The 26,951-nt window shown below is 69.7% G+C and carries 21 protein-coding genes; 15 read left to right on the forward strand and 6 right to left on the reverse strand.

The features are described 5' to 3' along the window. The first annotated feature begins 7 nt into the window (after nt 1–7). From ACN469_RS33080 to ACN469_RS33105, 6 genes are read left to right on the forward strand one after another with little or no spacing between them, the layout of a single operon-like run. On the forward strand, nt 8–436 hold the full coding sequence (locus ACN469_RS33080) for a RidA family protein (RefSeq protein ID WP_498774500.1): 429 nt from the start codon (nt 8–10) through the stop codon (nt 434–436). Next, nucleotides 437–961: a 3-hydroxyanthranilate 3,4-dioxygenase gene (gene nbaC, locus ACN469_RS33085; RefSeq protein WP_498774502.1), complete on the forward strand. Its 525-nt coding sequence runs from the start codon at nt 437–439 to the stop codon at nt 959–961. Next, on the forward strand, nt 958–1,974 hold the full coding sequence (locus tag ACN469_RS33090) for an amidohydrolase family protein (RefSeq protein WP_498774504.1): 1,017 nt from the start codon (nt 958–960) through the stop codon (nt 1,972–1,974). The genes nbaC and ACN469_RS33090 overlap by 4 nt, the downstream gene beginning before the upstream one ends. After that, nucleotides 1,971–3,251: a kynureninase gene (kynU, locus tag ACN469_RS33095; RefSeq protein WP_498774506.1), complete on the forward strand. Its 1,281-nt coding sequence runs from the start codon at nt 1,971–1,973 to the stop codon at nt 3,249–3,251. The genes ACN469_RS33090 and kynU overlap by 4 nt, the downstream gene beginning before the upstream one ends. Continuing rightward, the gene (locus ACN469_RS33100; protein WP_498774508.1) at nt 3,238–4,635 is read left to right on the forward strand and encodes an FAD-dependent oxidoreductase; all 1,398 of its coding nucleotides are present in this window, start codon (nt 3,238–3,240) and stop codon (nt 4,633–4,635) included. The genes kynU and ACN469_RS33100 overlap by 14 nt, the downstream gene beginning before the upstream one ends. After that, entirely contained in the window at nt 4,613–5,350 is a 738-nt protein-coding gene (locus tag ACN469_RS33105) for an SDR family oxidoreductase (RefSeq protein ID WP_498774510.1), read from the forward strand. Before ACN469_RS33100 ends, ACN469_RS33105 begins: the two co-directional genes overlap by 23 nt. Nucleotides 5,351–5,352: 2 nt before the next feature. On the opposite strand, the gene sitI6 is transcribed toward ACN469_RS33105, so the two are convergent. From sitI6 to ACN469_RS33120, 3 genes are all read right to left on the reverse strand, one after another. Continuing rightward, nucleotides 5,353–6,123, reverse strand: coding sequence for a SitI6 family double-CXXCG motif immunity protein (sitI6, locus tag ACN469_RS33110; protein WP_498774512.1), 771 nt, complete (start codon nt 6,121–6,123; stop codon nt 5,353–5,355). An 827-nt stretch (nt 6,124–6,950) separates the two neighbouring features. After that, complete coding sequence (locus ACN469_RS33115; RefSeq protein ID WP_498774514.1) at nt 6,951–7,442, reverse strand: SRPBCC family protein; 492 nt, start codon at nt 7,440–7,442, stop codon at nt 6,951–6,953. Further along, nucleotides 7,439–7,780, reverse strand: coding sequence for an ArsR/SmtB family transcription factor (locus ACN469_RS33120; RefSeq protein ID WP_498774516.1), 342 nt, complete (start codon nt 7,778–7,780; stop codon nt 7,439–7,441). The genes ACN469_RS33115 and ACN469_RS33120 overlap by 4 nt, the downstream gene beginning before the upstream one ends. Nucleotides 7,781–8,023: 243 nt before the next feature. On the opposite strand from ACN469_RS33120, the gene ACN469_RS33125 reads away from it, so the two are divergent. Next, nucleotides 8,024–10,117 carry a thaumatin family protein gene (locus tag ACN469_RS33125; protein ID WP_498774518.1) on the forward strand — a complete coding sequence of 698 codons (2,094 nt, stop codon included), beginning with the start codon at nt 8,024–8,026 and terminating at the stop codon, nt 10,115–10,117. A gap of 71 nt (nt 10,118–10,188) precedes the next feature. Here ACN469_RS33125 and ACN469_RS33130 read toward each other — a convergent pair whose 3' ends face one another. Next, nucleotides 10,189–10,995, reverse strand: a complete 807-nt coding sequence (locus ACN469_RS33130; protein WP_498774520.1) for an alpha/beta hydrolase family protein — start codon at nt 10,993–10,995, stop codon at nt 10,189–10,191. A 288-nt stretch (nt 10,996–11,283) separates the two neighbouring features. Between ACN469_RS33130 and ACN469_RS33135 the strand changes: the two genes are divergently transcribed. Further along, a complete protein-coding gene (locus tag ACN469_RS33135) occupies nt 11,284–12,723 on the forward strand; it encodes a glutamine synthetase family protein (RefSeq protein WP_498774522.1) in 1,440 nt (479 codons plus the stop codon). On the opposite strand, the gene ACN469_RS33140 is transcribed toward ACN469_RS33135, so the two are convergent. Beyond that, entirely contained in the window at nt 12,720–13,976 is a 1,257-nt protein-coding gene (locus tag ACN469_RS33140) for an APC family permease (RefSeq protein WP_498774778.1), read from the reverse strand. The two genes, ACN469_RS33135 and ACN469_RS33140, sit on opposite strands and share 4 nt — an antisense overlap. 192 nt (nt 13,977–14,168) lie before the next feature. Here ACN469_RS33140 and ACN469_RS33145 point away from each other — a divergent pair, with 192 nt between their 5' ends. The 7 genes from ACN469_RS33145 to ACN469_RS33175 all read left to right on the forward strand — a co-directional run bounded on the left by ACN469_RS33145 (nt 14,169) and on the right by ACN469_RS33175 (nt 26,087). Then, on the forward strand, nt 14,169–15,689 hold the full coding sequence (locus ACN469_RS33145; protein WP_498774524.1) for a hypothetical protein: 1,521 nt from the start codon (nt 14,169–14,171) through the stop codon (nt 15,687–15,689). A gap of 274 nt (nt 15,690–15,963) precedes the next feature. Further along, nucleotides 15,964–16,455: a hypothetical protein gene (locus ACN469_RS33150; RefSeq protein ID WP_498774526.1), complete on the forward strand. Its 492-nt coding sequence runs from the start codon at nt 15,964–15,966 to the stop codon at nt 16,453–16,455. 5 nt (nt 16,456–16,460) lie between these two features. After that, a complete protein-coding gene (locus tag ACN469_RS33155) occupies nt 16,461–17,144 on the forward strand; it encodes a hypothetical protein (protein WP_498774528.1) in 684 nt (227 codons plus the stop codon). 95 nt (nt 17,145–17,239) lie between these two features. Continuing rightward, entirely contained in the window at nt 17,240–19,063 is a 1,824-nt protein-coding gene (locus ACN469_RS33160) for a sigma 54-interacting transcriptional regulator (RefSeq protein ID WP_498774530.1), read from the forward strand. Beyond that, entirely contained in the window at nt 19,060–23,310 is a 4,251-nt protein-coding gene (locus ACN469_RS33165) for an nSTAND1 domain-containing NTPase (protein WP_498774532.1), read from the forward strand. Before ACN469_RS33160 ends, ACN469_RS33165 begins: the two co-directional genes overlap by 4 nt. Before the next feature lie 170 nt (nt 23,311–23,480). Continuing rightward, entirely contained in the window at nt 23,481–24,974 is a 1,494-nt protein-coding gene (locus ACN469_RS33170; protein WP_498774534.1) for an ADYC domain-containing protein, read from the forward strand. Between the two features lie 33 nt (nt 24,975–25,007). Further along, nucleotides 25,008–26,087, forward strand: a complete 1,080-nt coding sequence (locus ACN469_RS33175; RefSeq protein ID WP_498774536.1) for a WD40/YVTN/BNR-like repeat-containing protein — start codon at nt 25,008–25,010, stop codon at nt 26,085–26,087. On the opposite strand, the gene ACN469_RS33180 is transcribed toward ACN469_RS33175, so the two are convergent. Then, a complete protein-coding gene (locus tag ACN469_RS33180) occupies nt 26,047–26,946 on the reverse strand; it encodes a MerR family transcriptional regulator (RefSeq protein ID WP_498774538.1) in 900 nt (299 codons plus the stop codon). The two genes, ACN469_RS33175 and ACN469_RS33180, sit on opposite strands and share 41 nt — an antisense overlap. Nucleotides 26,947–26,951 lie beyond the last annotated feature (5 nt).

A 26,951-nucleotide genomic window follows, 5' to 3' on the forward strand; every position in this document is an offset into this window, starting at 1 on the left:
ACACGACGTGAGCACCAGTGAGCGAGTCGATTCCCAGAAGGCCCCGGAGCCGGTGGGCCTGTACCCCCACGCACGGCGCGTGGGCAACTTGTTGTTCCTGTCGGGCGTGGGCCCGCGCGAGCGCGGGACGAAGAAGATTCCCGGCGTGGAGCTGGACGCCGAGGGCAACATCACCTCGTGCGACATCGAGGCGCAGTGTCACTCGGTGTTCCGCAACGTCCGCTACATCCTGGAGGACGCGGGCTCGTCCTGGGACAAGCTGGTGGACGTCACGGTGTACCTGACGGACATGAAGAAGGACTTCCCCACGTACAACCGGCTGTGGGCGGAGTACTTCAAGGACAACCCGCCGTGCAGGACGACGCTCGAAATCAATCGGCTGCCCACGCCCATTGCCATCGAGCTCAAGTGCATCGCCACCATCGGAGACGACTGAATGGGCCGCCTGACCCCCATCAACTTCAAGAAGTGGATTGATGAGCACCGCCACCTGCTCAAGCCGCCCGTCGGCAACCAGCAGGTGTGGGCGGACCGCGAGTTCATGGTCACCGTCGTCGGCGGCCCCAACTCGCGCACGGACTTCCACATCAACGAGGGCGAGGAGTTCTTCTACCAGTTGGAGGGCACCATCAACCTGCGCGTGCTCGACGACGGCAAGCCCGTGGACATCCCCATCTCCGAGGGGGACATCTTCCTGCTGCCGCCCAAGGTGCCGCACTCGCCGCAGCGCCCCGCCGGCACGGTGGGCCTGGTGCTGGAGCGCCGCCGCCTGCCCGGTGAGCTGGATGGCTTCATGTGGCTGTGCCCCACGTGCGGCGAGAAGCTCTACGAGGAGTTCGTGCACGTCACCAACCTGGTGACGCAACTGCCGCCCATCTTCGAGCACTTCTACGGCAGCGACGCGAACTGCACGTGCAAGAAGTGCGGGACGAAGGTCACCAAGGAAGGGCCGAAGCGTTGAAGGTCGACATCCACACGCACCTGTTGCCGGAGAAGCTGCCGCGCTTCGCGGAGCGCTATGGCTATGGCGGCTTCATCACGCTGGACCACCATCAGCCGTGCCGCGCGCGGATGCTGCGCGACGACGGGAAGTTCTTCCGCGAGGTGGAGAGCAACTGCTGGGACCCGGTGAAGCGCATCGAGGAGTGCGACTCAGCGGGCGTCCATGTGCAGGTGATTTCCACGGTGCCGGTGATGTTCAGCTACTGGACGCAGCCGGAGCACGGGCTGGATTTGTCGCGCTTCCTGAACGACCACGTCGCCTCCGTCGTCCGGGAGCACCCCAAGCGCTTCGTGGGCCTGGGCACGGTGCCGTTGCAGTCGCCGGAGCTGGCGATTCGCGAGCTGGAGCGGTGCGTGAAGGAGCTGGGGCTGGCGGGCGTGCAGATTGGCAGCCACGTCAACGATTGGAACCTGTCCGACGAGAAGCTGTTCCCGTTCTTCGAGGCGGCCAGTGAGCTGGGCGCGTCCATCTTCGTCCACCCGTGGGACATGATGGGCGAGGCGAAGATGCAGAAGTACTGGCTGCCGTGGCTGGTGGGCATGCCCGCGGAGGTGTCGCTGGCGATGTGCTCGCTCATCTTCGGCGGTGTGCTGGAGCGGCTGCCCAAGCTGCGCTTCGCCTTCGCGCACGGCGGCGGCTCGTTCCCTGGGACGCTGGGGCGAATCGAGCACGGCTTCGAGGCGCGTCCGGACCTGGTGGCGGTGGACAACAAGGTGCCGCCGCGCGACTACCTGGGCCGCTTCTGGGTGGACTCGCTGGTGCACGACGCGGAGACGCTGCGCTTCATCGTCAAGCTGTTCGGCGCGGACAAGGTGGCGCTGGGCAGTGACTATCCGTTCCCCCTGGGCGAGCTGCGCCCGGGCACTCTCATCGAATCGATGAGCGAGCTGGCGCCCGACGCGCGCGAGCAGCTGCTCTGGAAGAACGCCCTGGCGTGGCTGGGGCGCTCCCGCGAGGACTTCGCACCATGACGACGACGCTTCCCTACGAGGACTCCGAGGACTTCGCGCGCCGCGCCGACGGAGAGGACCCGCTGCGCACCTTCCGCGAGGCGTTCCTCTTCCCTCCCGGTCCGGACGGCAAGCCGGTGGTGTATCTGGCTGGCAACTCGCTGGGGCTCCAGCCGCGCAACGCCGCGCGCTACGTGCAGGAGGAGCTGGAGGACTGGGCGAAGCTGGGCGTGGAGGGGCACCACCAGGGACGACACCCGTGGCTGCACTACCACGAGCTCGTCACCGAGCAGGCCGCGCGGCTGGTGGGCGCGAAGCCGCAGGAAGTGGTGGTGATGAACACCCTGACGGTGAACCTGCACCTGATGATGGTGTCGTTCTACCGGCCCACTCGCGGGCGGTTCAAAATCCTGGTGGAGGGTGGCGCGTTTCCATCGGACCAGTACGCGGTGGCGTCACAGACGCGCTTCCATGGGTTTGACCCGCGCGAGGCGGTGCTGGAGCTGAAGCCGCGTCCTGGTGAGGAGACGCTGCGCACCGAGGACATCCTGGCCACGTTGGACCAGCACGGCCACGAGGTGGCGCTCGTGTTGCTCGGCAGCGTGAACTACCTCACCGGACAGGCGTTCGACCTGGCGGCGATTACGCGCACGGCGCACTCGAAGGGCTGTCTGGTCGGGTTCGACCTGGCGCACGGCGCGGGCAACTTGAAGCTGTCGCTGCACGACGACGGGCCGGACTTCGCGGTGTGGTGCTCGTACAAGTACCTCAACGGTGGCCCTGGGAGCCTGGGCGGGGTGTTCGTCCACGAGCGGCACTCTCGCTCGCGGGACATCCCTCGGTTCGAGGGCTGGTGGGGGCACGACAAGACGACGCGCTTCCAGATGGGGCCCGACTTCGACCCGATTCCGGGCGCGGAGGGGTGGCAGTTGTCCAATCCGCCCATCCTCCAGCTCGCGGCGCTGCGAGCGTCGTTCGAGCTGTTCGACAAGGCGGGCATGGAGGCGCTGCGCGCGAAGAGCGAGCGGCTCACGGGGTATCTGGAGTTCCTGTTGGACAAGCTGCCGCCGGCCTTCGTGCGCATCACCACGCCGAGGGACCCGAAGCAGCGCGGCGCGCAGCTGTCGTTGCGGTTCAGGGGTGAGGCGCAGGGGATGCTCAAGCGGTTGTCGGACGCGGGCATCGTCTGCGACTTCCGCAAGCCGGACATCATCCGCGCGGCGCCCGCGCCGTTGTATTGCAACTTCACCGATGTCTATCGCTTCGTGAATGCGCTGGAGGGCCATGCCCGTGGGTGAGCGGAACGAAGCCGTCACCGTGGTGGGCGCGGGCTTGGTGGGCTCGCTGCTCTCCGTGTTCCTGGCGCGCCGGGGCTACTCCGTGGAGGTGCTGGAGCGCCGCCCGGACATGCGTCGCGAGGTCATCGACGCGGGTCGCTCCATCAACCTCGCCATCTCCACTCGCGGCCTGTACGCGCTGCGACAGGTGGGGTTGGAGGAGGAGGCGCTGAAGCACGCCATTCCGATGCGCGGGCGGATGATTCACCCGCCGAAGGGCGCGCTGGCGTATCAGCCGTACGGCAAGGATGACTCGCAGCACATCAACTCGCTGTCGCGGGCGTGGCTGAACAAGTTCCTGATGTCGGCGGCGGAGGCCACGGGCCGCGTCAACATCCGCTTCAAGCAGCGGGTGACGCAGGCGGACCTGGTGAAGGGCTCGCTCACGGTACTGGACGAGGCCACGGGGCAGGAGCGCCAGGAAGAGGGCCGCGTGTTGTTCGGCACGGATGGCTCTGGCTCCGCGGTGCGACAGGCGATGGAGCAGGTGCCGGGCTTCGCGGCGACACAGGAGCAGCTCGGGCACGGCTACAAGGAGCTGACGATTCCGGCGGGCCCGGGTGGCGCGTTCCAGATGGAGAAGCACGCGCTGCACATCTGGCCGCGTGGCACGTACATGCTGATTGGGCTGCCCAATGAAGATGGCAGCTTCACGTGCACGCTGTTCCTGCCGTGGAAGGGGCCGGTGAGCTTCGAGTCGCTGGACACGCCCGCGAGGCTGGAGGCGTTCTTCGAGGAGCAGTTCCCCGACGCGAAGGCGCTCATCCCGGATTTGACGGAGGCGTTCTTCGCGCGGCCCACGGGCAGCATGGTGACGGTGAAGTGCGCGCCCTGGCGGGTGGGTGAGAAGGCGCTGGTGCTGGGCGACGCGGCGCACGCCATCGTGCCGTTCTTTGGTCAGGGGATGAACTGCGGCTTCGAGGACTGCACGGTGCTGGATGGGCTGCTGGAGCAGCACGGCGCGTGGGCGGAGGTCTTCGGGACGCTGGAGCGGCTTCGCAAGACGAACGCGGACGCCATCGCCGACATGGCGGTGGAGAACTTCGTCGAGATGCGCGACAGCACGGGCAGTCCGCGCTTCCTGTTGGAGAAGGCGGTGGAGAAGGCGCTGCTCAATGCCTTCCCGGGCGAGTTCGTCAGTCGTTACTCGATGGTGAGCTTCAGCCGGGTGCCGTATCGGCTGGCCTATGAAGTGGGGGCGATTGCCGGCGGCATCGTCTCCGAGCTGTCCGAGGGGCTGACGCGCGCCGAGGACGTGGACCTGGGGCGGGCGAAGCAGCTCATCCAGGAGCGGCTGGTGCCATTCATGAAGGAGCACGCGGATGGATTTCGGACTCAAGGGTAGGCGCGCGCTCGTCATGGGCGCATCGGCGGGGCTGGGCTACGCGACGGCGCAGGCGCTGGTGAAGGAAGGCGCCACGGTGGCCATCTGCTCGCGCGGCGGCGACAAGCTGGAGCGCGCGGCGAAGGAGCTGGGCGCTGCGCTCGCGGTGCCCTGTGACTTGAACCAGCCGGGCGCGGCGAAGCGACTGGTGGACGAGGTGACGGCGAAGCTGGGCGGCGTGGACGTGCTCGTGGTGAACACGGGCGGGCCTCCGGCGGGCGGCTTCGAGTCACTGACGGCGGAGCAGTGGCAGCTCGGCTTCCAGAGCTTGTGGATGGCGGCGGTGGATGGAATCCAGGCGTCGCTGCCGGGGATGAAGGAGCGCAAGTGGGGCCGCATCGTCCTGGTGACGTCGCTGGCCGCGCGTGAGGCGATGCCCAACCTCACCATCTCCAACGGATTGCGTGCGGGGTTGCTCGGGCTGGTGAAGACGGTGAGCAATGAAGTCGCGCAGCACGGTGTGACGTTGAACGCGGTGCTCCCGGGCTTCCACGCCACGGAGCGGATGACACAGCTGGGCCTCACGGACGAGAAGGTGGCGCCGCAGATTCCGGCGCGGCGCCTGGGACGTCCGGAGGAGCTGGCTTCGTTGGTGGCGTTCCTGTCCTCCGAGCAGGCCTCGTACATCACCGGCCAGTCCATCGTCGTCGACGGTGGTGCGCAGCGCGGGTTCTGACGTCACGGCGGCGCGGAGTCCCCTGACGGGCTCCGCGCCTCACCCGGGCTCGGGGCTGGCGCTGAGATTTCATTCACTTGGATGCCGATGTCGCCCAGCTCTTGGAGCACACCGACAAACCGCTCGCTCGCGATGATGTGGCCTGGACCTGGTCGGAAGCGGAACACGTCCGCATCGGGAAGAGTCGCCGCGTCGAGACACCAGCGGGCGGGCGCCAGCGTCATCTCCTGGGAGCCACACACTGGGCAAGGTTCTCCGACTGGCATGGGGCGACATTCCGCTGCGTAGTCACCAGCCACGAGCAGTTCCATCTCAAGCAACGGGGGCACGTCCGGGGCCACCTTCAATGCTGTCGCCACGGGATTGATGCCGCGAAGCCGTGCCGCCGACAGAGCCTCCACCCCCACCGGCTGGGCGAAGAGGTTCCACGGCGCATCCATCGCGATCGGAGGGGGCCGTCCCCGCACCTGCCCGACCAGAGGGCCCATCCCCGCACCTGGCCTGACGAGCGCTCCTTCCGGCATGAATGGAAGCACGAGGTCGCGGAGCCGGATGTACTCCGACCAGGGCTCCTGCCGAGCCTTCACGAACTCACGCTGCTCGGGCAGCGTGGACAGGTCCGCGCTCGGGTAGTTGAGGGAGATGGTCGCCCATTCCGCGAAGCACTTGCCGCAAGCCGCTCCCGGGAGCCCCCACTTTCGCTTGGCGCTGATGGACCACTGGCGGCGGTTCACCTCCCGGTCGATAGCGTTCCTGAGCGTGAAGTAACGCATCAGCGACTCTTGGCATCCCGCCTCATTGAGACGGCGTCATTCACGGGCTCTCAGGTTGGAGACACGCAGCAAGCCAGTCACAGTGCCCACCGGTCCACTTCCAAGCGGACCCCATGGCCATCCGTTCCACGACAGAGCCAATAACATATGGTGGGTCGCAGATCCGATTCTCACTGTAGTGAGTCAATCCAATCTTATGTGCCGCCTCATGGATGATGGTGTTCGCAAACGACTCAGGTCGGCGCCACAGCCCCCAACGATTCACCCGAATGGGTTCAGCGCCCGGCGCACCATCGTATGCCAGATTGTCAGACCAGAAATACACCCATCCCCCCGTCAGGCCGCCATACGTCTTCAGAGAGAGAAGGGGGACCTGCTCACGAAGCTTGGTAACAATTGACTCTGCGGTCCATCCCTTCCACTCGCTCGGGAGAGGCCCCTGGGCCAACCGCAGGTCCATGCATTGCGCCAACGTCGTCTCGAACTCGCCTGAATAGACGGTATCGATGGCAAGCCGCCCGGCGCTCTTGAAGTCGGAGGCCTTCTCCTCGGGAATCTCCATCGCTCCAGTACAGACACTGCTGTTCTGACCCGAACCACACGTCTTCGGGAGGGTGGTGAAGTGGGTACAGCCCCCGAACAGGAAGAGGAGAAGCAGGCCAACCCGCAGATGACCCGACGCACTTTGATGACGCATGGGAGGAAGTCTAGAGGTGATCTCAGAATTGCCTCAATAGGATGAGGATGCACCCAAGGTGGAGAAGCCGAGGAGGCTCTCCACCTTCACCTCGTAGCGAGTGACGATGCGACCGCAGTTCTGGAGGGACCTACGCCTCCCGGGCCAACAGCGCATCCAGCGCGCGGTAGCTCTCGTTGAGGCCCCCTTCCATTCCCGAGGACGCCATGCCGTCGCGCTCCTCGGTCGTATAGAAGAGCGACGTCGCCACCAGCTTCGTGCGGCCGTCACCCAGGTCCTCGAGCGTCGTCGTATTCAGGATGACGTAGCCCGGCATCCCGTCCCACTCGAAGGTCTGCACCATCCGCTCGGGCGGCGTCACTTCGCGGAACCGCCCCTCGAAGCCGTGAGCACCATCCTCGGCGTGCTCGACGAAGCGCCAGTATCCGCCGCGCACGACATCCAGTCGCTCGACGACGAGCTTGTTGCCACGGCCCCACCACTGCGCCACCTGCTTCGGGTCCGTCATCGCCCGCCACACACGCTCGCGCGAGGCATTGAAGATGCGCTCGGCGCGAATCTCCCGGTCGGACGGCTGCGTGACGACGGCATCCCTGGGCGTCTGCTGCAAAGACATGCTCATGACTCCTCCTCATCCTTCGTTCGCGCGAGGAACTCGCCCAGGCTGTCCAGCCGGGCGTCCAACATCCGCCGATAGCCGGCGATCCACGCCGCCTCTTCCTCCAGGCGCCGCGGCCCCAACTTGCAGGTCCTCACCCGCCCCACCTTCTCGGTGGAGACCAGCCCCGCCTCTTCCAGCACGTGCACGTGCTTCTTCATGCCCGTCAGGGTCATGTCGAAGGACCCGGCCAGCTCGCTGATGGACGCCTCGCCACGTCCCAGCCGCTCCAGCACGCCCCGACGCGTGACATCCGCCAACGCTCCGAAGGCCAAATCGAGCCGCGAATCAAACTGAACCATATGGTTCAGTGATAATCAAGCTCGCTGTCGAGCGCAAGTACTCCACGACGAAACGTGCGCGCGGCGGGACAGCGGCTCGAGTCTCCGCGTGTCGAGAAACCTCCCGGACGCAATGCGCGACATGAAGGAACACCCCCAGGCAGGTACGTCTCGGGACACCCGGGCATCCGATGCCCCGACTCCTTGGTAGGTCCCTTCACGCAAAGTACGGTCCTCGACAGCCCCCGCCCTGGAGTCCCCGTCATGGTCTCGCGTCGCTTGGTTGTTCCCGTGGTGTCGCTCGGCCTGGCCGCACTCGTGGTGGTGTTCGCGATGAGCAAAGTCCGTGAAACCTCGGGACCGGAGTCCCGACCCGACGTGGCCTCCACGCCACCACCCGCGGCTTGCCCTCCGGGCTTCCGCCCCTTCACCCTGACGAACCAGGCGAGCCAGACGGTGTGGCTCGGACAGACAGCGGGCGCCGCGCCTCCGCCCTTCGCCTGCACCACCGACACGGACTGTGGTCCGAATCAGCAGTGCAACAACCCGGGCTGTACCAGCACCGCCGACTGCAACTCCGGCAACATGTGTGACACCAACACAGGGCAGTGCATGGTGGCGCCCAACACCACGTGCAATGGCGGCGCGCCCATCGTCACCGTTCCCCTCCCCTCCATGCAGTGCACGGGCGCCAGTCAGGTGGCGGCCTGCACGGGCTGCGGTTCCGAGGGCTGCGACTCCACCACGGGCCTGTGCAACTGCGCGACGGGCGGCCAGGGCGCGTGCCCCACTGGGACGACGTGCGCCAACACCGTGAAGGAGTGCAGCCTCGCCAACGGGGGCACCTGCTACTTCCAACAGGTCGTCCCCGGAGAGAACCAGGCCTGCGGCACGGGCAACACCACCTGTCCGACGGGACAGACGTGCGACGCGGCGCTGGGCCTGTGCCAGTACCCGCGCACGGATGGTGGCGTGCCCCTGGATGCGCTGGAGCTGACGCCCCAGGAAACGGCCACGCTGTGCATGCCTTCCTCGCTTCCTCCCGCGTACGCCAATCTCCAGCCCCAGCTCACGGCCTGCACCCAGGACTCGCAATGCCAGAGCAACCGCTGCCTGCAGGCCAGCGGCTCCGTCATCTCCACCACGGACTGCTCCCAGGATGCCGGCTCCACCGCCTGCCTGTGCCGGTCCGTCGTCGGATGGAGCGGCGGCATCTTCGGACGCACGGGGTGCCAGGCCGATGGAACCAAGTGCCAGAGCGCGGACTGCGGCAACGGACCCGGGCTGCCATGCCCGCTCGGCAAGGGCGGCACCAACCCCTTCGCCGCGGCGGAGTTCACCCTCCAGCCCAACGCCTCTGACTTCTACGATGTCACCGTCATCAACGGAGCGAACGTCAGCATCCAGATGGGGCCCACGAATGACGGCGGCTTCGCGCCCACGTCCCTGCCTTCGCCCTACAACTGCGGAACGGCGGGCTCCCGCAGCGCCCAGAGCGTTCCCGACGCGGGGACGCTGGCGGCGTGCTCGTGGCAGTTCACCCCGGACACGACGGCGGGACTCCAGGCCGACTACTCCACCCTGATGCGCGCCATCGTCCTGCCAGCGTGCGGCACGAACACCGACTGCGGAGCGGGCAGCACCTGCACCAGCGGCGTGTGCCAGCCCACGCTGACGAAGTGCTCCCTCACCCAGCCGTACTGCGCGGGCAACGCGGTGTGCAGCAACCCCAACAGCCCCGACGCCGGCTATTGCAGCACCTGCGCGTCGAACAGCGACTGCGCGGGCCTGGATGACGGGGGCACTCCGACGTGCGGCACGGCCTTCCTCCCGGGCGTCGATAAAATGACGCCGCTCATCCAGACGTGTGGCCAGTCCATCGGCTGGTGGTCCTATGAGGACTTCTGCGCGGCGATGCCTTCGTTCAGCTACGGACCGCTGAACTGCTCGCAGGTGATGACCGCGGGCACCGTGACGGACACGCTGAACAACCTCTTCCAGTGCGCGGGGAACTTCGACACGTCCTGCTACAACTCCAGCTCGGGCAACACCCCCGCCTGCTGCGGCTGCGCGACGTTCCCCGGCAATCCCGCGGGCAGCTTCTGGCCCACCACGCTGGAGGCGGGCAACAACCCGGCCCAGCAGAACCAGGGGCAGTGCATCAACAACAACACCGCGTGGGCGCAGAACGTCCAGCCGTGGCTCGCGTTCCTCAAGAAGGCGTGCCCCACCGCGTACTCGTACGCGTATGACGACGCGACGAGCACCTTCACGTGCATGACCCCGGGCACCGGGGGCCCGGACGGCGGGACTCCCAACTCGGTGGGCTACAGCATCGTCTTCGGTGACGTGAACTAGCTCACGAGGCCGGGCACGCCCCCATGACGTCAGGCGTGCTCGGCTTCAAGCGGGGCTCGTGACGACCGTGCTCAGAGCAGGGAGCGCACGGCGTCCACGACCTGGGGCCACTCGCGCGAGCGCGGGTCGACGACTTCGAAGTGGCCCGCGCCGGGCAGCACGACACAGCGCACGTCGTCTCCTTGCGCGCGTCCCCGGGCACAGTAGTCCGCGCTCATCACCACGGGGACGGTGTCGTCCTCGGAGCCATGGAGGATGACCTGGGGGACACCCAGGGGCTGGAGCGCGGCGGGCGAAGAGCGCTGATAGCGCAGGGGCACCTCCAGCGGAGAGCCGCCGAGCAGGGCCTCCGCGGCGTTGTCGCTCAAGCCCAGCTCGTAGGCGCGCGTGAGGTCGGCCACGCCCGAGAGGGAGACGATGCCGCGTGGGCGCAGCGGGTCCGCGCCGCGCAGGGGAATACCCGCAGGCAGACGGTGACGGGCCCCAAGCCACAGCGCCAGGTGGCCGCCCGCCGAGTGTCCCAGGAAGACGACTCGGGAGAGGTCCAGCGGGTGGGAGTCCGCGAGGGTGCGCAGGAAGTCCGCGCCGAGCGCGACATCCTCCAGCGTGCCGGGATAGCCGCCGCCTTCATTGCCGATGCGTCGGAACTCCAGGCTCCAGGTGGCGAAGCCGCTCGCGGTGAGCGCGGCGCACAGGTGGCCCAGGTGGGCCAGGTCATACTTCGCGCGCCAGAAGCCCCCGTGGATGGCCACGACGACGGGGTGGGGACCCGGACCCGACGGAAGCCTCAGCTCCCCGAAGTGGTGGGGACCCGGGCCATACGCGATGCGTGCATCCGGCGCGGCGGGCGCCTCCTCAAGTATCCACAGCGAGCTCATGGCCGCATTTTCAGGAGGCACCACCGCCCCCACAAGCGGTGTCCGCCCATGCCCCACCCGGGCAGGCAACCTCCCGGGGCGCCCGAGTGTCCTTCGGACGTCACTCCCACCCTCCCGGAGCCCCTCCCAAGTGTTGCCCACCGGGCTTTAACCGTTTCTAGACCAAGGATTTAGCCTTCATTCTCGTGAATTTAGGCTTGATTTCCCGTCCTCAAATGTAAATACCTGCGCCCACGGATTCGCTGCCGCCGTTTTTGACGGCGGTCACCGGCCTGGAGGCACGGAAACATGGAGACGAAGGGGCTGCGGACGTTCCTGGAGATTCCCTACGACGAGCTGGAGGAGCGCAACCTCAAGGTGAAGGAGCAGCGCGTCCAGCACGTGGCCCCTGACAAGGTCCGTGAGGAGCGCATCAAGTACCTCACCGACGAGCGCAACCTGAAGGCCGTCACCGTGTGCTTCACCGACCTCGAGGGTCGGCTGCACATGCTGGACTACGACAAGAAGTTCCTGCTCAAGAGCGCCGACAACCTCACCTTCGACGGCTCCTCCATCCGCGGCTTCTCCCAGCAGTCGGAGAGCGACCTGCGGCTGAACATCGACTGGGGCTCCTTCTACTGGCTGCCCTCCGACATCTTCGGCCCCGGCAAGGTGCTGGTGTTCAGCGAAGTGCTGGAGCGCGACGGCAGCCCGTACCACGCGGACATGCGCGGCCAGCTCAAGCGCATCACCGAGGCGCTGTACCAGAAGGACGGCACCGTCTTCCACGCCGCGCCCGAAGTCGAGGGCTTCCTCTTCAAGGGCCGCGACGCCGAGCGCCACTACCACGAGACGGGCAAGTTCGACTTCATCTCCACCGGCGGCTACTACCACTCGCTGCCCGGTGACCCGCTGCGCGCCTTCATCGACAAGGCCGCCGAGGCCCAGCGCGCCATGGGCTTCCAGAACGAGAAGGACCACCCGGAGGTGGCTCCCAGCCAGTTCGAGATGAACTTCTCGTACAGCGAGGCCCTCATCTCCGCGGACCAGATTCAGCTCTACAAGCTCCTGTGCCGCCAGGTCGCGGCCCAGATGGACACCACCGCCAGCTTCCTCCCGAAGCCGGTGACGGGCGTCAACGGCAACGGCATGCACATGAACATGTCGCTGTCGAAGAACAACAAGAACCTGTTCTACGACAAGGCCGGCGAGGACAACCTGAGCCAGATGGGCTGGGACTTCATCGACCGGCTGCTCACCAACGCCAACGACATCTGCCTCGTCCTCAACTCCAGCGTGAACGCGTACCGCCGGCTGGATCCGCACTACGAGGCCCCGAATCAGATCAAGGCCAGCGCCAACAACCGCGGCGCCATGGTGCGCATCCCCTACGGCAACGAGCGCTCCGCTCGCGTCGAGTGCCGCTCCGTCGCCCCGGACGCCAACCCGTACCTGGTGCTCTACTCGCTCCTGCGCACCGGCCTTGAGGGCCCGCAGCCGCAGGAGGACGCGGAGTCCAAGCGCAGCCGCACCCGCTTCCTGCCGGACAACATCTTCGACGCCGTCCGCCTCTTCAAGGGCAGCTCGTTCATCGCCAACATCCTGGGTGAGAACGTGCAGAGCAAGTTCGCGGAGCTGAAGACGGCCTCCGCCGAGCGCTGCCCCAAGCAGCTGGGCGCCCGCGTGAAGACGTCCGAAATCCAGTTCCACCACGAAATCACCAACCAGTACCTCTGGAGCCAGTTCTAGGCCCTCGGCCTGGACAGCCCCAGCAGCACCAGGCCCGCCACCACCGCGACTCCGGTGGTGGCGGCCTCCCGAAGGCTCGCGCCGAACGCCACCAGCGTCAGGCCGAGCCCCAGCGTGGGCACCGCCAATATCGCGTGCACCAGCCGCAAGCCCCGCTGACGCTTCCACGAGAGCCACGCCAGCGCCGCCGCCGTGACGCCGTACTGCATCAGCACGGCGATGCTGGAGAGCGCGAAGAGCTCCGACAGGTTCCCCAGGTTGACGAAGAGCAGCACCGCGCCCCACGTGACGGCCAGCGCCCGCAGGGGCACGCCCCGGGGTGACATGCCCTCCAGCCCCAACAGCGACCGGCCTCCCGACGCGAGCGCCGACAGGTAGCGCGGCGTCGTCACCATCATCCCCACGCAGATGCCCAGCGCGGACACGCTGGTGCCCGCCGTCACCACCCGCGCGAGCCCCGTCCCGCCCCACACCCCCGCCGCGGAGGCGAGCGGCGCGGAGGACGAGGCCAGCTCCGGCAGCGCCGCGACACACGCCCAGACGAGCCCCACGTACAGCCCCACCGCGCCCAACAGCGAGCCCACCGTGGCCAGCGGCACGCTGCGCTCCGACGAGCGCACCTGCCCGGCAATCACCGGCACGATTTCAAAGCCCTGGTACGCGAACATCACCGTGAGCCCCGCGCGCAGCCACGCGCCATCCGAGAGCCCCGTCGTCGGCGCCACCACCGGCCCAGGCCCCGTGGCCAGCGCGAACGCGATGAGCAGCGCGGCCAGCGGCAACAGCTTGAGCACCGTGAGCGATGTCCACGTCCGCGCCGAGACGCGGATGCCCGAGGCGACGATGGCCGCCAGCGCCGTCACCAACACGGAGGCGAGCACGCGCTGCCCCACCAGCCCCTCCAGGCCCAGCGACGGCGCCACCGCTTGCGACAGCCCCGCCACCACGGCGGACGTACTCAGGAACGCGCTGACGTAGGCCACCCAGCCGACGAGGAAGGCGACGCGCTCGCCGAAGGCCGCCCGCGCGAAGACGACGGGCCCACCATCCGCGTCGAAGCGGCGACCGAGCACCGCGAAGGCCAGCGCCACGGGAATCAGCGACAACCCCGTGAGTGCGAAGGCGAGCACCGCGCCCATGCCCGGTGCGTGCGCGGCGACCTCCGCGGGCGCGAAGAAGATGCCCACCCCGACGATGCCGTTGACGCCCAGGGCGAGGAGCTGGAGAGGACCGACCGTTCGTTCCTGGGACATGGCGGAGGCGGCGAGTGGAGCGGGCACGGTGCGCAGTTCACTACAGGGCCGGTACGGGCACCAACTCCACCCCCGTCCTGGCGACGCACCGGGCCTTGCGGGAGGCCGCGATATACTCGGCGGTGGCCGGGCGTTTGGCGTGGATGTGAGTGTCGCACCGGGCTGCTTCCGCGCCCGGGACAGGGAGTCACGATGCGCCGGTACGGACTGATGCTGGGGTTGCTGCTCACGGGGTGCGCCACGCTCACCCGGCCGCTCGGGGCGAACATCAACCCGGAGACGGGCGAGTTCGAGACCCCTGTCGAGGAGACGGTGTACCTGGTGCCCGTCGAGGACGCGATGATGACGGCCCGGCGCATCCTGGAGTCGGAGCGCTACGACGTGCTGGAGAAGGAAGGCGGGCTGGAGCTGTTCTCCTCGGCGCACGAGCCGGGGAAGAACCAAAAGAACCTGCGCACCATCGAGCGCTACTACGTCAAGGGCGAGCGGCTGGGGCCTCGCAAGACGCTCGTCCGCGTCTTCCGCCTCAGCTACAACGAGATGGAGAACGTCGTCGAGCAGGGGCCCCGCCTGGCGGGCTCGACCAACAGGGACCTGCTCTCCGACCAGAGCTCCAACCCCCTGGATGCGCGGATGGAGGCCTTCCGGACGGAGACGAACGCGCAGGGCCTCCGCCAGCAAGTGGCGCTCGCGGACCCCTTCCCGAGCGCCCCGGGCATGGAGCGCTTCCGGATGGTGCGCGGCGTGCGCGATTTGGGCATCGAGCGCCAGCTCCTGGAGCGGCTGGAGATGGTGCCGGCGCTGGAGCTGGTGGGCGGCAACGCGCCCGTGCCCATGCGCTCGGTGATGCTGGAGGGCTGGGGTGAGAGCGGCGAGGCGGGCACGGTCAGCGCGGCGGAGTGCGGCGCGACCGTGGACGGCGCCAGTCCCCTGCTGACCGCGGGGCAGGTGCTGTTCGTCGCCGACCCGCTGGGCACCCAGGAGGTGCCGTCCATGGCGCTGCGGATGTTGTGCGAGGCCACCGCCCAGGGGCTGCCGGTGACGCTGGCCCTGTCGGTGCCCGTCTCCGAGCAGCCGCTGCTGGAGCGCTACCTCGCCAGCGAGGGCAAGTCCGAGGACGCGCAGGAGCTGCTGTCGGAGAGCGCCTTCTGGCGCCGCGTGTATCAGGACGGGCGCAGCAGCCGCGCCATGTTGTGGCTCGTCGAGCAGGTGCGCCGCCTGCGCGCCTCCGGCAAGGACGTGGCCCTGGCCGCCATCGACGGAGAGAAGGTCCAGGGCAACGAGCGCGAGGCGCTGATGGCCAAGAACCTGCTCGCCTTCCAGTCCAAGCGCCCCCAGTCGTGGACGCTGGTGCTCACCGGCAGCGTGCATGCGCGCACCGCCAAGGTCGACTGGGACGGTGACTTCGAGCCGATGGGCGCGCGCGTGTTCCGCGCCCTGCCCAGCTCCGTGCGCGCCCTCGACATCGGCTTCAAGCGCGGCACCCAGTTCTCCTGCCGCTACAGCGTCTGGGAGGACGTGGAGTGCAACGTCTTCGCCATCAGCCCGACGAACGAGGCGCTGCAGCTCTCCAAGGTGAACCCGGGCGTGCAGCTCTTCGGTGAGACTCGGCCGGACGGCTTCCACGGGCGGCTGTACCTGGGCGCGCTGAACGCCTCGCCTCCGGCGCTCCAGTCGCAGGGCCAGGTCGCGCTGCGCTCCACCGCGAAGTAGCCCACCCCGGGTCGAGACACCCGGAGCCCCGGCGCCCGTCACGTGGCCGGGGCTTCGTCATGTCCACCCCGGCAAGGTTGGCCGGGGACGGCAAGCGTTGCCGTTCCGAAAACCGCGCCGCGCGGCAACTCCTGCCGGAGTGACGAGCCCCTTCGCCCGGGAAGCGGGCCGGAGGGCGCTGGCATCTTCGTTGCTCTTCCCTGTCTCAGCACGCTGCCCGGGTTTGCGCATGACGCGACATCTCGAGGGCGGCGCGCACGACAAGGAAACTCCCATGATGAAGAACACGTTCAAGAGGTCGGTGGCTGCTCTCGCGCTGCTCGGTGCGCTGCCCTCCGTGGCAGCTACCGCGACGTACGCGGGCGCGCTGTGCACGTCCGTGTCGGGCTTCAAGGCGCCCAGCATCTTCCGCAGCGGCCGGCTCATCAACCAGACCGGCGAGGCCATCGAGGTTGTCTGTCCCGTGCAGCGCAACGTCGTCGCCCCCACGTTCAACGAGAACGCCTCGTTCCTCATCACGGTTCGGGATCCGCACCTCACCGAGAACGTGTGCTGCACCGCGACGGTGACGGAGCCCGACGGTACGGCCATCGCCTCCGACTCCGGCTGCACCTCCGGCGCCGACACCGCCACCGCGAAGAGCATCTCCCTCAACCTGGCGACGGTGTTCGCGTCCGTGAACGGCTTCATCGCGCTGCGCTGCGAGCTGCCGGGTCCCTACGCCGGTCACAACACCGCGCTCTCCAGCTTCTACATCGCGGAGTAGCCACCATGTCCAAGGTCCGCTGGGGAGTCCTGGGGTTGGCCGGAGCCACCGTGGCCGCCGCCGGAGTGTGGAGTCTGAAGGGGGACGCGCCCACGCCGGGCGTGCCGACGACGACTGTCGCGGAGGTTCGCACCGGACCTCCAGCGGGCCTGGAGCAGGAAGTGCGCGCGCTGCGCGCGGAGCTGGAGGCCCTGCGACGCAATCAGGGCCGCCTGGAGCAGCACCCGCACGCCGCGCCGGTGCTCCCCGTGGGGGACGCCACCGCGAAGGAGGGGGACTCCGAGGGTCGGGACACCGCGCCCACCCAGGAAGAGCAACGGGCCACCCAGGAGCAACGGCGCCAGGAGCGGGTGATGGAGCTGGACGCGGAGCTGGAGGTCGCCGCGAACACGGAGCCTCGAGACACGCAGTGGGCGTCACCCACCGAGTCGCTCGTCACCCAATCCTTCCAGGGGCCGGACTTCGTGGGCTCGCGGCTGGCGCGCGTGGAGTGCCGCACGCACCTGTGCACGCTGGAGGTGGAGCACGACGACGGAGACGCCCAGGCGGAGCTGCTGACCTCGCTCTTGCGCGTGAAGGGCCTGCGGGGGCAGGCCGTGGTGCGTCCCAAGAACGAGGGGGGACGTCGCACCTCTCGCGTCTACCTCTCCAGGGCAGGAGAGCGGCTGCCCGTGACGCTGCGCAAGTGAGCATCCTGCGCTCGGGCCCCAGGCGGCTCCTTGTTTCCACGGAGCCCCTGGGTTGCCCGACTCGACGCGAGCGTGCCAGCATGGACGTCCGCTCGATGTCCGCTCCGACTCCCAGTGTTCGAGACACCCGCCCCATCGGCATCCCCTCGGAGCCCTCCGGGGCGGGCGCCGCGTACCTGCTGGTGCTGGAGGGCGAGTCGTCGTGGCGCTTTCCGCTGCCGGCCGAGGGCGTGGTGCTGGTGGGCCGCGACGACAAGGCGGACCTGAAGCTGAAGGACGAGAGCGTGTCTCGCCGTCACGCCCGCATCCTGGTGACGGACGAGGGCGCGCGCGTGGTGGACCTGGGCAGCCAGAACGGGACGTCGCTCAACGGGCGCCCGCTCGACGACGCCCGGCCGCTGTTGTCCGGGGACGTGGTCTCCTTCGGCGCGGTGGTGGCGGTGGTGCGCGCGAAGCGCCGTCCCATGCCGGCGCGCCGGGCGCTCGACGCGGAGCGGTTGATGGGGCAGCTGCGCGAGGAGGTGGAGCGCGCGCTGCGCTACGGCCGACCGCTCACGGTGCTGACGCTCGCGCTGGCGGAGCAGGACCCCTCCGAGCGCGAGGCGGTGGAGGCGGTGCTGGGCTCCGACGCGGGGCCCGCCGAGGCCGCGGGTTGGCTGGACGGTGAGCACCTGCTGTGGCTGTTGCCAGAGGTCTCCGGAGAGCCGGGCGAGGAGGGGCTGGGCGAGCGCGTGGAGGCGCTCTTGAGCGCGAGTCCTCGCGCGCGGCTGGGCGTCGCCACGTGTCCTTCGGATGGCTGTGACGCGGAGACGCTGGTGGCCGCGGCGCGCACGGCCGCGCGGACCGCGGCACCAGGGGGCTTCGCCTCGGCGGCGGAGGGCATCACCCGCGTGACGCTGGCCGAGCGCACGGTGCTGGTGGCGGACCCGGCGATGGCGCAGCTGTACGCGCTCCTGCGCAGGCTGGCGGCCAGCGAGCTGCCGGTGCTGGTGTGCGGCGAGACGGGCGCGGGCAAGGAGAACGCCGCCTTCGCGGTGCACCACTGGTCTCGTCGGACCTCCGGGCCCTTCGTCCCCGTCAACTGCGCCGCGCTTCCCGAAGGCCTGGTGGAGAGCGAGCTGTTCGGCCACGAGCGCGGGGCCTTCACGGGGGCCACCACGTCGCGCGCGGGGTTGCTGGAGAGCGCGCAGGGCGGCACGGTGTTCCTGGACGAGGTGGGCGAGCTGCCCGCGTCCGCGCAGGCCAAGCTGCTGCGCGCGCTGGAGGTGCGTCGCATCACCCGCGTGGGCGACACGCGGGAGCGGCCCATCGACATCCGCGTGGTGGCCGCCACACATCGGGACTTGGAGGCGGAGGTCTCGGCGGGGCGCTTCCGGCAGGACCTGTACTTCCGGCTGGGCGCGGCCACGGTGCTGCTGCCGCCATTGCGCGAGCGGCCTCGTGAGGTGCCCATGCTCGCGCGCGACTTCCTGGAGCGGGCCTGTGTGGCGCTGGGGCGCGGCGGGCTGGAGCTGGCGTCGGGCACGCTGCACGCGCTGTCGCGGCACTCGTGGCCGGGCAACGTGCGCGAGCTGCGCAACCTGATGGACTACGTGGCGGCGGCGGTGACGGGGGACGTGGTGGAGCCGCATCACCTGCCGGCGCGCATGGCGGGAGGACGGACGGTGGCGCAGGCGGAGCCCGTGGTGTCGGAGCTGGCGCAGGCGCCGACCTCGACGCATCGGCCCCAGCAGCAGCCGCTGGCGCAGGAGATTCGTGAGCTGGAGCGGCGCAGGATGCAGGAGGCGCTGGAGGCGGCGGAGGGGGTGCAGACGCGAGCGGCGGCGCTCATCGGCATGCCCATCCGGACCTTCTCCTTCAAGCTGAAGCAACTGGGACTGCAACCTCGCACCGCGCGCCGAGGCAGCTCGCCGGAATGAGTGCGCCTCCCGGGCTGCTGGAGCCCCCCCGCGAGTTCGAGGAGTACCAGGTGCTCCGCCCCCTGGGGCGCGGCGCCATGGGACAGGTCTTCCTCGCGCGCGACACGCTGCTGGACCGGCTGGTGGCGGTGAAGTTCATCGCGACGCCCGCGGGGCGACTGCCGGACGCGGTGGCGCGCGCGCGGTTCTTCCAGGAGGCGCGGGCGATTGCCCGGCTCCAGCACCCCAACGTGGTGGCCATCCACCGCGTGGGCGAGGTGCGCGGCCAGCCGTATCTGGTGTCCGAGCTCATCCGTGGCGAGCCGCTGGACACGCTGCGCAAGCCGATGGACGGGCGACAGGTGCTGGGGCTGGGGCTGGGGTTGGCGCGAGGGCTCGCGGCGGCGCACCGGTGCGGTGTCCTGCACCGCGACATCAAGCCCGCCAATGCCATCCTCTCCGAAGAGGGCGAGGTGAAGCTGCTCGACTTCGGGCTCGCGGAGTCGTGGACGGAGGAGGACGGTCCGCGCGCGCTGGCGTGGACGGGCGCGACGAGTCCTCGGGAAGTACGTGACTCGGGACGGGAGGCACCGCGCGCTACGCTCGACACGGGGCGAGGAGATGACGCGGAGGGCGCTCGCGGAGTCACCGCGCCGAAGGCACAGGTGCAGACGCGTCCCATGTCGCCATCGGGCGATGCCGCCTCGACCCCTCGGCAGGCAGAGACACGTCCCAGCTCACCTCCTGGCGTTGATGATGTGACGCGCGAGCCACGGGGAGAAACTCATCCCTTCGAGGCACGCGCTGGCGAGGACACTGCGCGAGGGCCACGGGCGGAGACGCGCCCCCTGCCCTCCCCGGGTGACGCAGCGTCCTCCGAGCACGAGGCCAGCAGCGGCGCACCGAATCCACGGACGGGCCCCGGCGAGGTCGCGAGTCCCCGCGATGAATCGGCTCCCGGTGGTGCCTGGGACGGAGTGCCCACCGCGCACCGTGGGGCTGCAACCCTCACGCTCACCGTGCCGGGCACGCCGCTCTATCTCGCGCCCGAGCTCTGGCGCGGTGAGTCCGCCAGTCGGGCCAGCGACATCTACGCGCTGGGCGTGCTCCTCCACGAGCTGTGCACCGGCAGCGCGCCCCACGAGCACGTGCCCCTGTCCGAGCTCAAGCGCGCCGTGCTGGAGCAGCGCCCGCGCCCTCTCGTCGAGCAGGACCTGGACCTTCTTCCTGGACTGGCCGCCGTCGTGGACCGCTGCCTGGCGCTGGCCCCCGAGCAACGCTTCGAGTCTGGAGACGCGCTGCGCGAGGCGCTGGAGGCACTGGCCCACTCGACGCACACCAGTCCCCTGCCCTCCGGCAATCCCTATCGCGGACTGCGCGCCTTCGAGGCCGAGCACCGTGGCGTCTTCTTCGGCCGCGAGGCCGAGCTGCGCGAGGTGATGGACCGGCTGCGCGGCGAGCGCTTCGTCCTGCTCGCGGGTGACTCGGGCGTCGGCAAGTCGTCGCTGTGTCGCGCCGGAGTGCTGCCCACCATCGCCAGCGCGGGACGCGGCGACGACGGCCCCGCGTGGAACATCGTCTCGTGGACTCCTGGGCGACAGCCTCTGGAAGCGCTGGTGGAGGCGCTCGCTCCCGTGCTCGACGAGGGCCCCGATGCGCTCCTCGCGCAGCTCGCCACCGAGGAACCCGGCGCGCTCGCGCGAGCCCTGCGCCGTCGTCCCTCGGGCGCTGCTCCGGTGCTCCTCTTCATCGACCAGCTCGAGGAGCTCGTCACCTTCTCCGAGCCCGCCCAGGCCTCGCGACTCGCCGAGGAGCTGGCCCTGGCGCTGCACCGCGTTCCTCGCATCCGCGTGCTGGCCACCGCGCGCAGCGACTGCCTCACGCGGCTGGTCGCCTTGCCGGGCCTGGGGGACGAGCTTCCTCGCGCGCTGTACCTCGTGCGCGCCCTGTCCGAGCGAGGCCTGCGCGAGGCCGTGGAGGGCCCCGCCCGCGCGCTGGGCGTTCGCTTCGAGTCCCCTGCCCTGGTCGACGCGCTCGTCACGTCCGCCGCGCGCGCCGACGGTGGACTCCCGATGTTGCAGTTCGCGTTGGAAGCGCTGTGGGAAGCCCGCGATGTCGCCCGGGGCGTCATTCCCTCAGAGGCGCTGACTTCACTCGGGGGTGTCGAGGGCGCGCTGGCTCGCCACGCGGACGCGGTGGTGGACAAGCTCCGACCGGAACAACGTCCCCGCGCGCGAGAGCTGCTGTTGGAGCTGGTCACCCCCGAGGGCACGCGCCTGCGCCGCACCCGTGAGGAGCTGCTGCGAGGGCCTCACGATGAAAACGGTCGCGCGGTGCTGGATGGACTGGTGCGCGGTCGACTGCTCACGGCGGGCGAGGCAGAGAGCGGCGAGGGCGTCTACACGCTCGCGCACGAGAGCCTGCTGACGGGCTGGGACACGCTGCGCGGGTGGCTGGGGCAGGACGAGCAGCGCCGCGCCATCCGTCACCGACTCGCTCGCGCCGCCGCGGAGTGGGAGCGACTGGGCCACCCCGCCGAGCTGCTCTACGCGGAGCGGCAGCTCACGGAGACTCGCGTCGCCGGAGTGCTCCCCGAGGGAGCGCGGCAGGAGGACTTCCTCGCCCGCTCGCACCAGACGGTCCGCCGTCGTCGGGCCGGGCGCTGGACGGTGGCCATCGCCGCGCCGCTCGCGCTGCTGGCCGTGGTGGCTGTCACCCGGGTGCAGTCGCGCGCGCAGCTCGAAGCGCGCATCGCCCACCATCTGGACGAGGCACGAAGGCACCGCGACGAGGCGCGCGAGAAGGACTCCACAACACAGCGACTGCGCCAGGAGTCGCTCACCCTCTTCGACACGCCAGGCCCCGAGCGCCGCGAGGCCGCCGAGGCGCTGTGGACGCGCGTCCAGGAGGAAGAGCAGGCGGTGGAGACCCTCTCGCTGCGAGCCCAGGCCGCGCTGGAGACGGCCTGGGGCCTGGACCCGGGGAGCCCTCGGGTGAACGAGCCGCTCGCGGACCTGCTCGCCGAGCGCGCGGAGCGGGCCGACCGACAACGACAGCCCGAGCTTCGCGCCCAGTTGCTCGCACGCCTCGCCGCTTACGACACGTCCGGATTGCGCCAGCGGAAGCTGGTGGCTCCCGCGCGCATCTCCATCATCACCTCGCCGCCCGGTGCACGGGTGCGGCTGCTGAAGGCCACCGCCGGTGACGAGGACGCCGCCGGCCAGCTCCTTGGCCAGACGCACGACACAGCGCGACCCTCCGCATCACCTTCGCCATCGACCAACTCCGGCCAGGACCTGGGCCAGACGCCGCTGCGTGAGGTGGAGCTGGCCGAGGGCTCCCATCTGTTGTTGGTCGAGGCCCCGGGTCGCTTCCCCGTGCGAGCCCCCATCATGGTGCGCACAGGCGAGTCCCTCACGCTGGACCTCGCCCTGCCCGAGGCCTCCGCCGTCCCCGAGGGCTTCGTGTACGTGCCTCCCGGCCGCTTCCTCCAGGGCGCGTCCGAGAGCGAATACCTGCGCCGGGCCTTCTTCTTCTCCCCGCCCCTGCACGAACTGGAGACCGGCGCGTATCTCATCGCCCGGCACGAGGTGACGTTCGGCCAGTACATCGCCTTCCTGGAGACGCTGTCGCCCGAGGAGCGCGCCGCGCGCATGCCGGGCTCACGACGGCGGCTCACCGTGGTGGACCTGAACCGGGAACCGAACGGACGCTGGCGCTTCAACCTGCGGCCCGCCTCCGCCAGCTACAGCGTCCTCAATGGAGAACGGCTGCGCTACGACACACGAGACCGCCGCCGTGAGCAGGACTGGCTGCGCTTCCCGGTGTCCGCCATCTCCTTCGAAGACTCGGAGGCCTACGTGGCCTGGCTGGACCGCACCGGCCAGGTCCCCGGGGCTCGCATCTGCACGGAGCACGAGTGGGAGCGCGCGGCCCGGGGCGCGGACGGACGACGCTACCCGGCGGGTGACTGGCTGTCCCCGGACGACGCCAACCACGACGTGACGTACGGCCGAGAACCCGGAGGCTTCGGGCCCGATGAGGTCGGCAGCCACCCGCGCTCGCGCAGCCCCTTCGGCGTGGACGACCTGGCGGGCAACGTCTGGGAGTGGACCCGCTCCAGCGTGGACCCCTCCAAGCCCTCCGCGCAGGGCGGAAGCTGGTACCAGAGCGACCTCACCGCCCACACCGCCAACCGGGACCGCGTGGAGCCCACACAGCGCGAAGCCCTCATCGGCCTGCGCGTCTGCGCCACGCCGCGCCCCTGAACCGGCAACCCTCGCCGGACCCCGGCAAGTCTTGCCGGCCAGAATCGCCACCTCCCACCGCCACCCGGGGCTTCGCCCACCCTCCACCCGAGGTGTGCGCGGAAGTGTCCGTGGCATACGACATGCTCTAGGGACGCCGGTCTGCCTTGAACGAAACCGAGGTCCCCTTCATGAGCGCCATCTCGCGACTGTTGCAATCGAGTGTCTGTCTCTGTCTCCTCGCCGCATGCGGGCCCCTGGCCCCCGAGGACACGACGTCCCCGCTGGAGTCCCAGGCCTTCCTTGCTGGGAACGACGACTCCCACTCCCAGGGCACGCAACTGCACGGCTCGTCCATCGCGTCCGCCGCCTACACGGGAGCGTCCGTGGTGAACGCCGGCGTCCGCCGCGACGCGACGCTGCGAATCTTTCAGGGCGAGCTGGTCGCCCGCATCAACCTGGAGTTGTCGGGCACCACGCCCAGCCTCTCGCAGTGCATCCCGCGTGGAACAGGCCCCGAGCGAAGCTGTGGCTTCCGCGTGGAGGGCCTGGGCACCTGTTCGCCGAACACGTCGGTCATCATCTCCAGTGGTGAGTGCTCGGGCACGGCGGGGAGCTGCACGGGCCGCCCCATCCTGCGCGTCTGCTCGGGAGAGAAGCCCTGCGAGTTCGAGCAGTCGGGCTACCTGGGCACGGGCGTGGGCGGCGTCGGGCCCGACCTCCAGTGCCTCTCCGGGAGCTGTCCCTCGGTGAAGTTCACCTGCCCCAGGAGCGGCATCTTCACCGTGCTGGCCGGGGCCTATACGACGACCCAGGGCGCCACCGTGTCGGTGCGCGCCAGCGGAGGCCGCTTCCCGACGACGTACAAGGACCTGCGCGGTGAGCAGCTCATCGGCGCGCGGATGTTGAGCTCATCGCCGTCCACCTACGGCGCCGTCATCGAGGTCAAGAACGCGACCAACGCGGCCAACGTCACCATCCCCGAGTCTCCCGGCATCTGGGATGACAGCGGCGACACCTTCCTCTATCGCCTGCAGGTCAGGTCCTCCTCCGGGACGTACTCGGACCTGTGCACGACGGGCGCGGACCCCGCCGTGGGCTGGGCCTGGACGGTGCCCCTGGAGGGCTCCTTCTCGAAGGCGGGCGACCGCACGGAGAGCACCACCCTCTTCACGCTCGCGTGCGACCCGGGCGTGCTCGCCAAGTGCTACCGCTGGGGCTACAAGCCGTGGCTGGATGGCGTCAACCCCGGCTCGGTGACGAAGGCCCACTGGGCCTGCACCCGCATGGCCCGCGCCGACTACTGCGGCAACGGCCAGCCCTTCACCCAGGACGGCACCCTCATCCAGCCGTGGGACGCGCTGACGCCGAACATCATCCCTCCGCCCACCCAGGGCTCCGGCCCGGCGGGAATGCAGTTCGAGGCGGGCTGGAACACCAGCGGTCCGGCGTGTCTGAGCCACTGGCGCTGGAAGCACCTGCAGGCAGGCTGCGTGGAGCTGCAACCGCCCATCGAGGACTCCAACGGCCACGTCACCAACGACTGCCGGGACCCGAACAACGTCGCGGGTCCGTACAAGTGCTCGCGCATCTGCGACAACGCCCAGGAGGCGCGGCAGTTCTACAACAGCTCCGTCTTCAACAACTCCCTGGCCAACGAGCAGCTCGCCAACCCCCAGCCCTGAGCTAGCCTCCCGGGCCGCGAGGAGGACGCGGGCATGATGACGGGAGCCATTGGGTTGGCGACGCTGCTGTCGCTGGGGAACGTGGGCATGAAGTGGGAGCCCCAGGACAGCCACACCACCGTGCGCCTGCGCGGCGTCAGCGCGGTCGACGGGCAGGTGGCCTGGGCCAGCGGGGACAAGGGGACCTTCGTCCGGACTGTTGACGGAGGTCTCACGTGGAAGGCAGGCACCGTGCCTGGCGCGGAGGCCCTGGACTTCCGCGACGTGGATGCCTTCAGCGCCTCCACCGCGTACCTGCTCTCCATCGGCGAGGGCGACAAGTCCCGCATCTACAAGACGGTGGACGGGGGCGAGCGCTGGGCGCTCCAGTTCACCAACGCCACGCCCGGCGCCTTCTTCGACGGCATGGCGTTCTGGGACGAGCAGCACGGCGTGGCCTTCAGCGACCCGGTGGCGGGCCGCCTCCTCGTCATCTCCACGTCCGACGGCGGCGCCACCTGGACTCCGCTCCCCGCCAGCGCGTTTCCTCCCGCGCTCCCCGGCGAGGCGGGCTTCGCGGCCAGCGGCACCAGCATCGCCGTGCGAAAGCCGGGGCAGGCCTGGTTCGGCATGGGAGGCGCCGCGGCGCGCGTGCTCCGCACGAAGGACGGAGGCAAGTCGTGGAGTGCCGCGACGACGCCCCTGTCCAAGGGTGAGGGCGGCGGCGTCTTCTCGCTCGTCTTCTGGAGCGACACCGACGGCATCGCCGTGGGCGGCAACCACCAGCGTCACGACGACGCCACCGGCAACCTGGCCCTCACGCGGGACGGAGGCAAGACGTGGAGCGTGCCCGGAGGCGCGAGGCCCGCGGGCTACCGCTCCTGCGTCGCGCTGGTGCACGGGGCGCCGGGGCCCACGCTCATCACCGTGGGGCCCTCCGGCTCGGAGCTGTCCGTGGACGGCGCGAAGAGCTGGATATCGCTGGGCACCCAGGGCTTCCACGCCGTGTCCACGTCGTCCACCGGCAAGCGCGCGTGGGCCGTCGGAGACGAGGGCCGCATCGCGCTGCTCCAGCGCTCGCGGGCGCCCATCCCTAGTCCTCCAGGAGCTTCGCCCAGTCGTCCCCGCCGCTGAACAGCCGCGCGCCCAGTCGGACGACGATGTCCGAGTGGGCCACCGCCGCCGCGCCGCCCACCCACACGGGCACGTCCCGAGGCAGCGCCCGTACGAGCTGGGACAGCGTGTCGCGGAACGGCCCCTCGCCCCGGTTGTTGATGGCGGACAGGCCCACCAGCTCCGGCTTCAGCTCCGCCACCGCCCGCCCCAAATCCAGCGCGGGCACCCGCTGTCCCAGGAGCGTCACCCGGAAGCCCGCGTGGCGCATGCGCAGCGCCACGCCCAGGAGCCCCAGCTCGTGCTCCTCGTCCGGGAAGCACGCCAGCACCGCGTGGCGCCGTCCGCTGTCCGGCGCCGCGTGCAGCAGGTTCACCAGCCGGGCGCGCACCACCTGCGTCACCAGGTGCTCCTGCGCCACGCTCAACTCGCCCGCGTGCCAGCGCTCGCCCACCTCGCGCTGGAGCGGCGCCAGCACGCCCTCGAACGCCTTGAGCGGGGGCAGCGCGGACAGCACCTCGTCCACCACCGCGGACACGCCGCCCTGGTCATACGCCTGGGCCGCGAGCAGCGCGGCGTCGCGCCAGAACTCCAGGCCCGCGCCGGAGCCCTGGACGTCCTCGGCGGCGGCGGGAGCGGCGTCCAGCTCCGCGAGCAGCTGGGGCAGCATCCTCGCCGCCTCGCTGATGGCGACGCCCTCGTCCGTCAGCTTCTTGAGACGCTTGAGGAGCGCGACGTCCCGCTCGGTGTAGACGCGGTAGCCAGCGGGCGTGCGCAAGGGCTGGAGCACCCCGTACCGACGCTCCCAGGCCCGGATGAGCTCCACCCGAACCCCTGACAGCTCCGCGGCGACATGGATTCGGTAGGTACGCTCGGCCATGGGCG

Source organism: Corallococcus terminator (assembly GCF_049194865.1).
Classification (GTDB): Bacteria; Myxococcota; Myxococcia; order Myxococcales; family Myxococcaceae; genus Myxococcus; species Myxococcus terminator_A.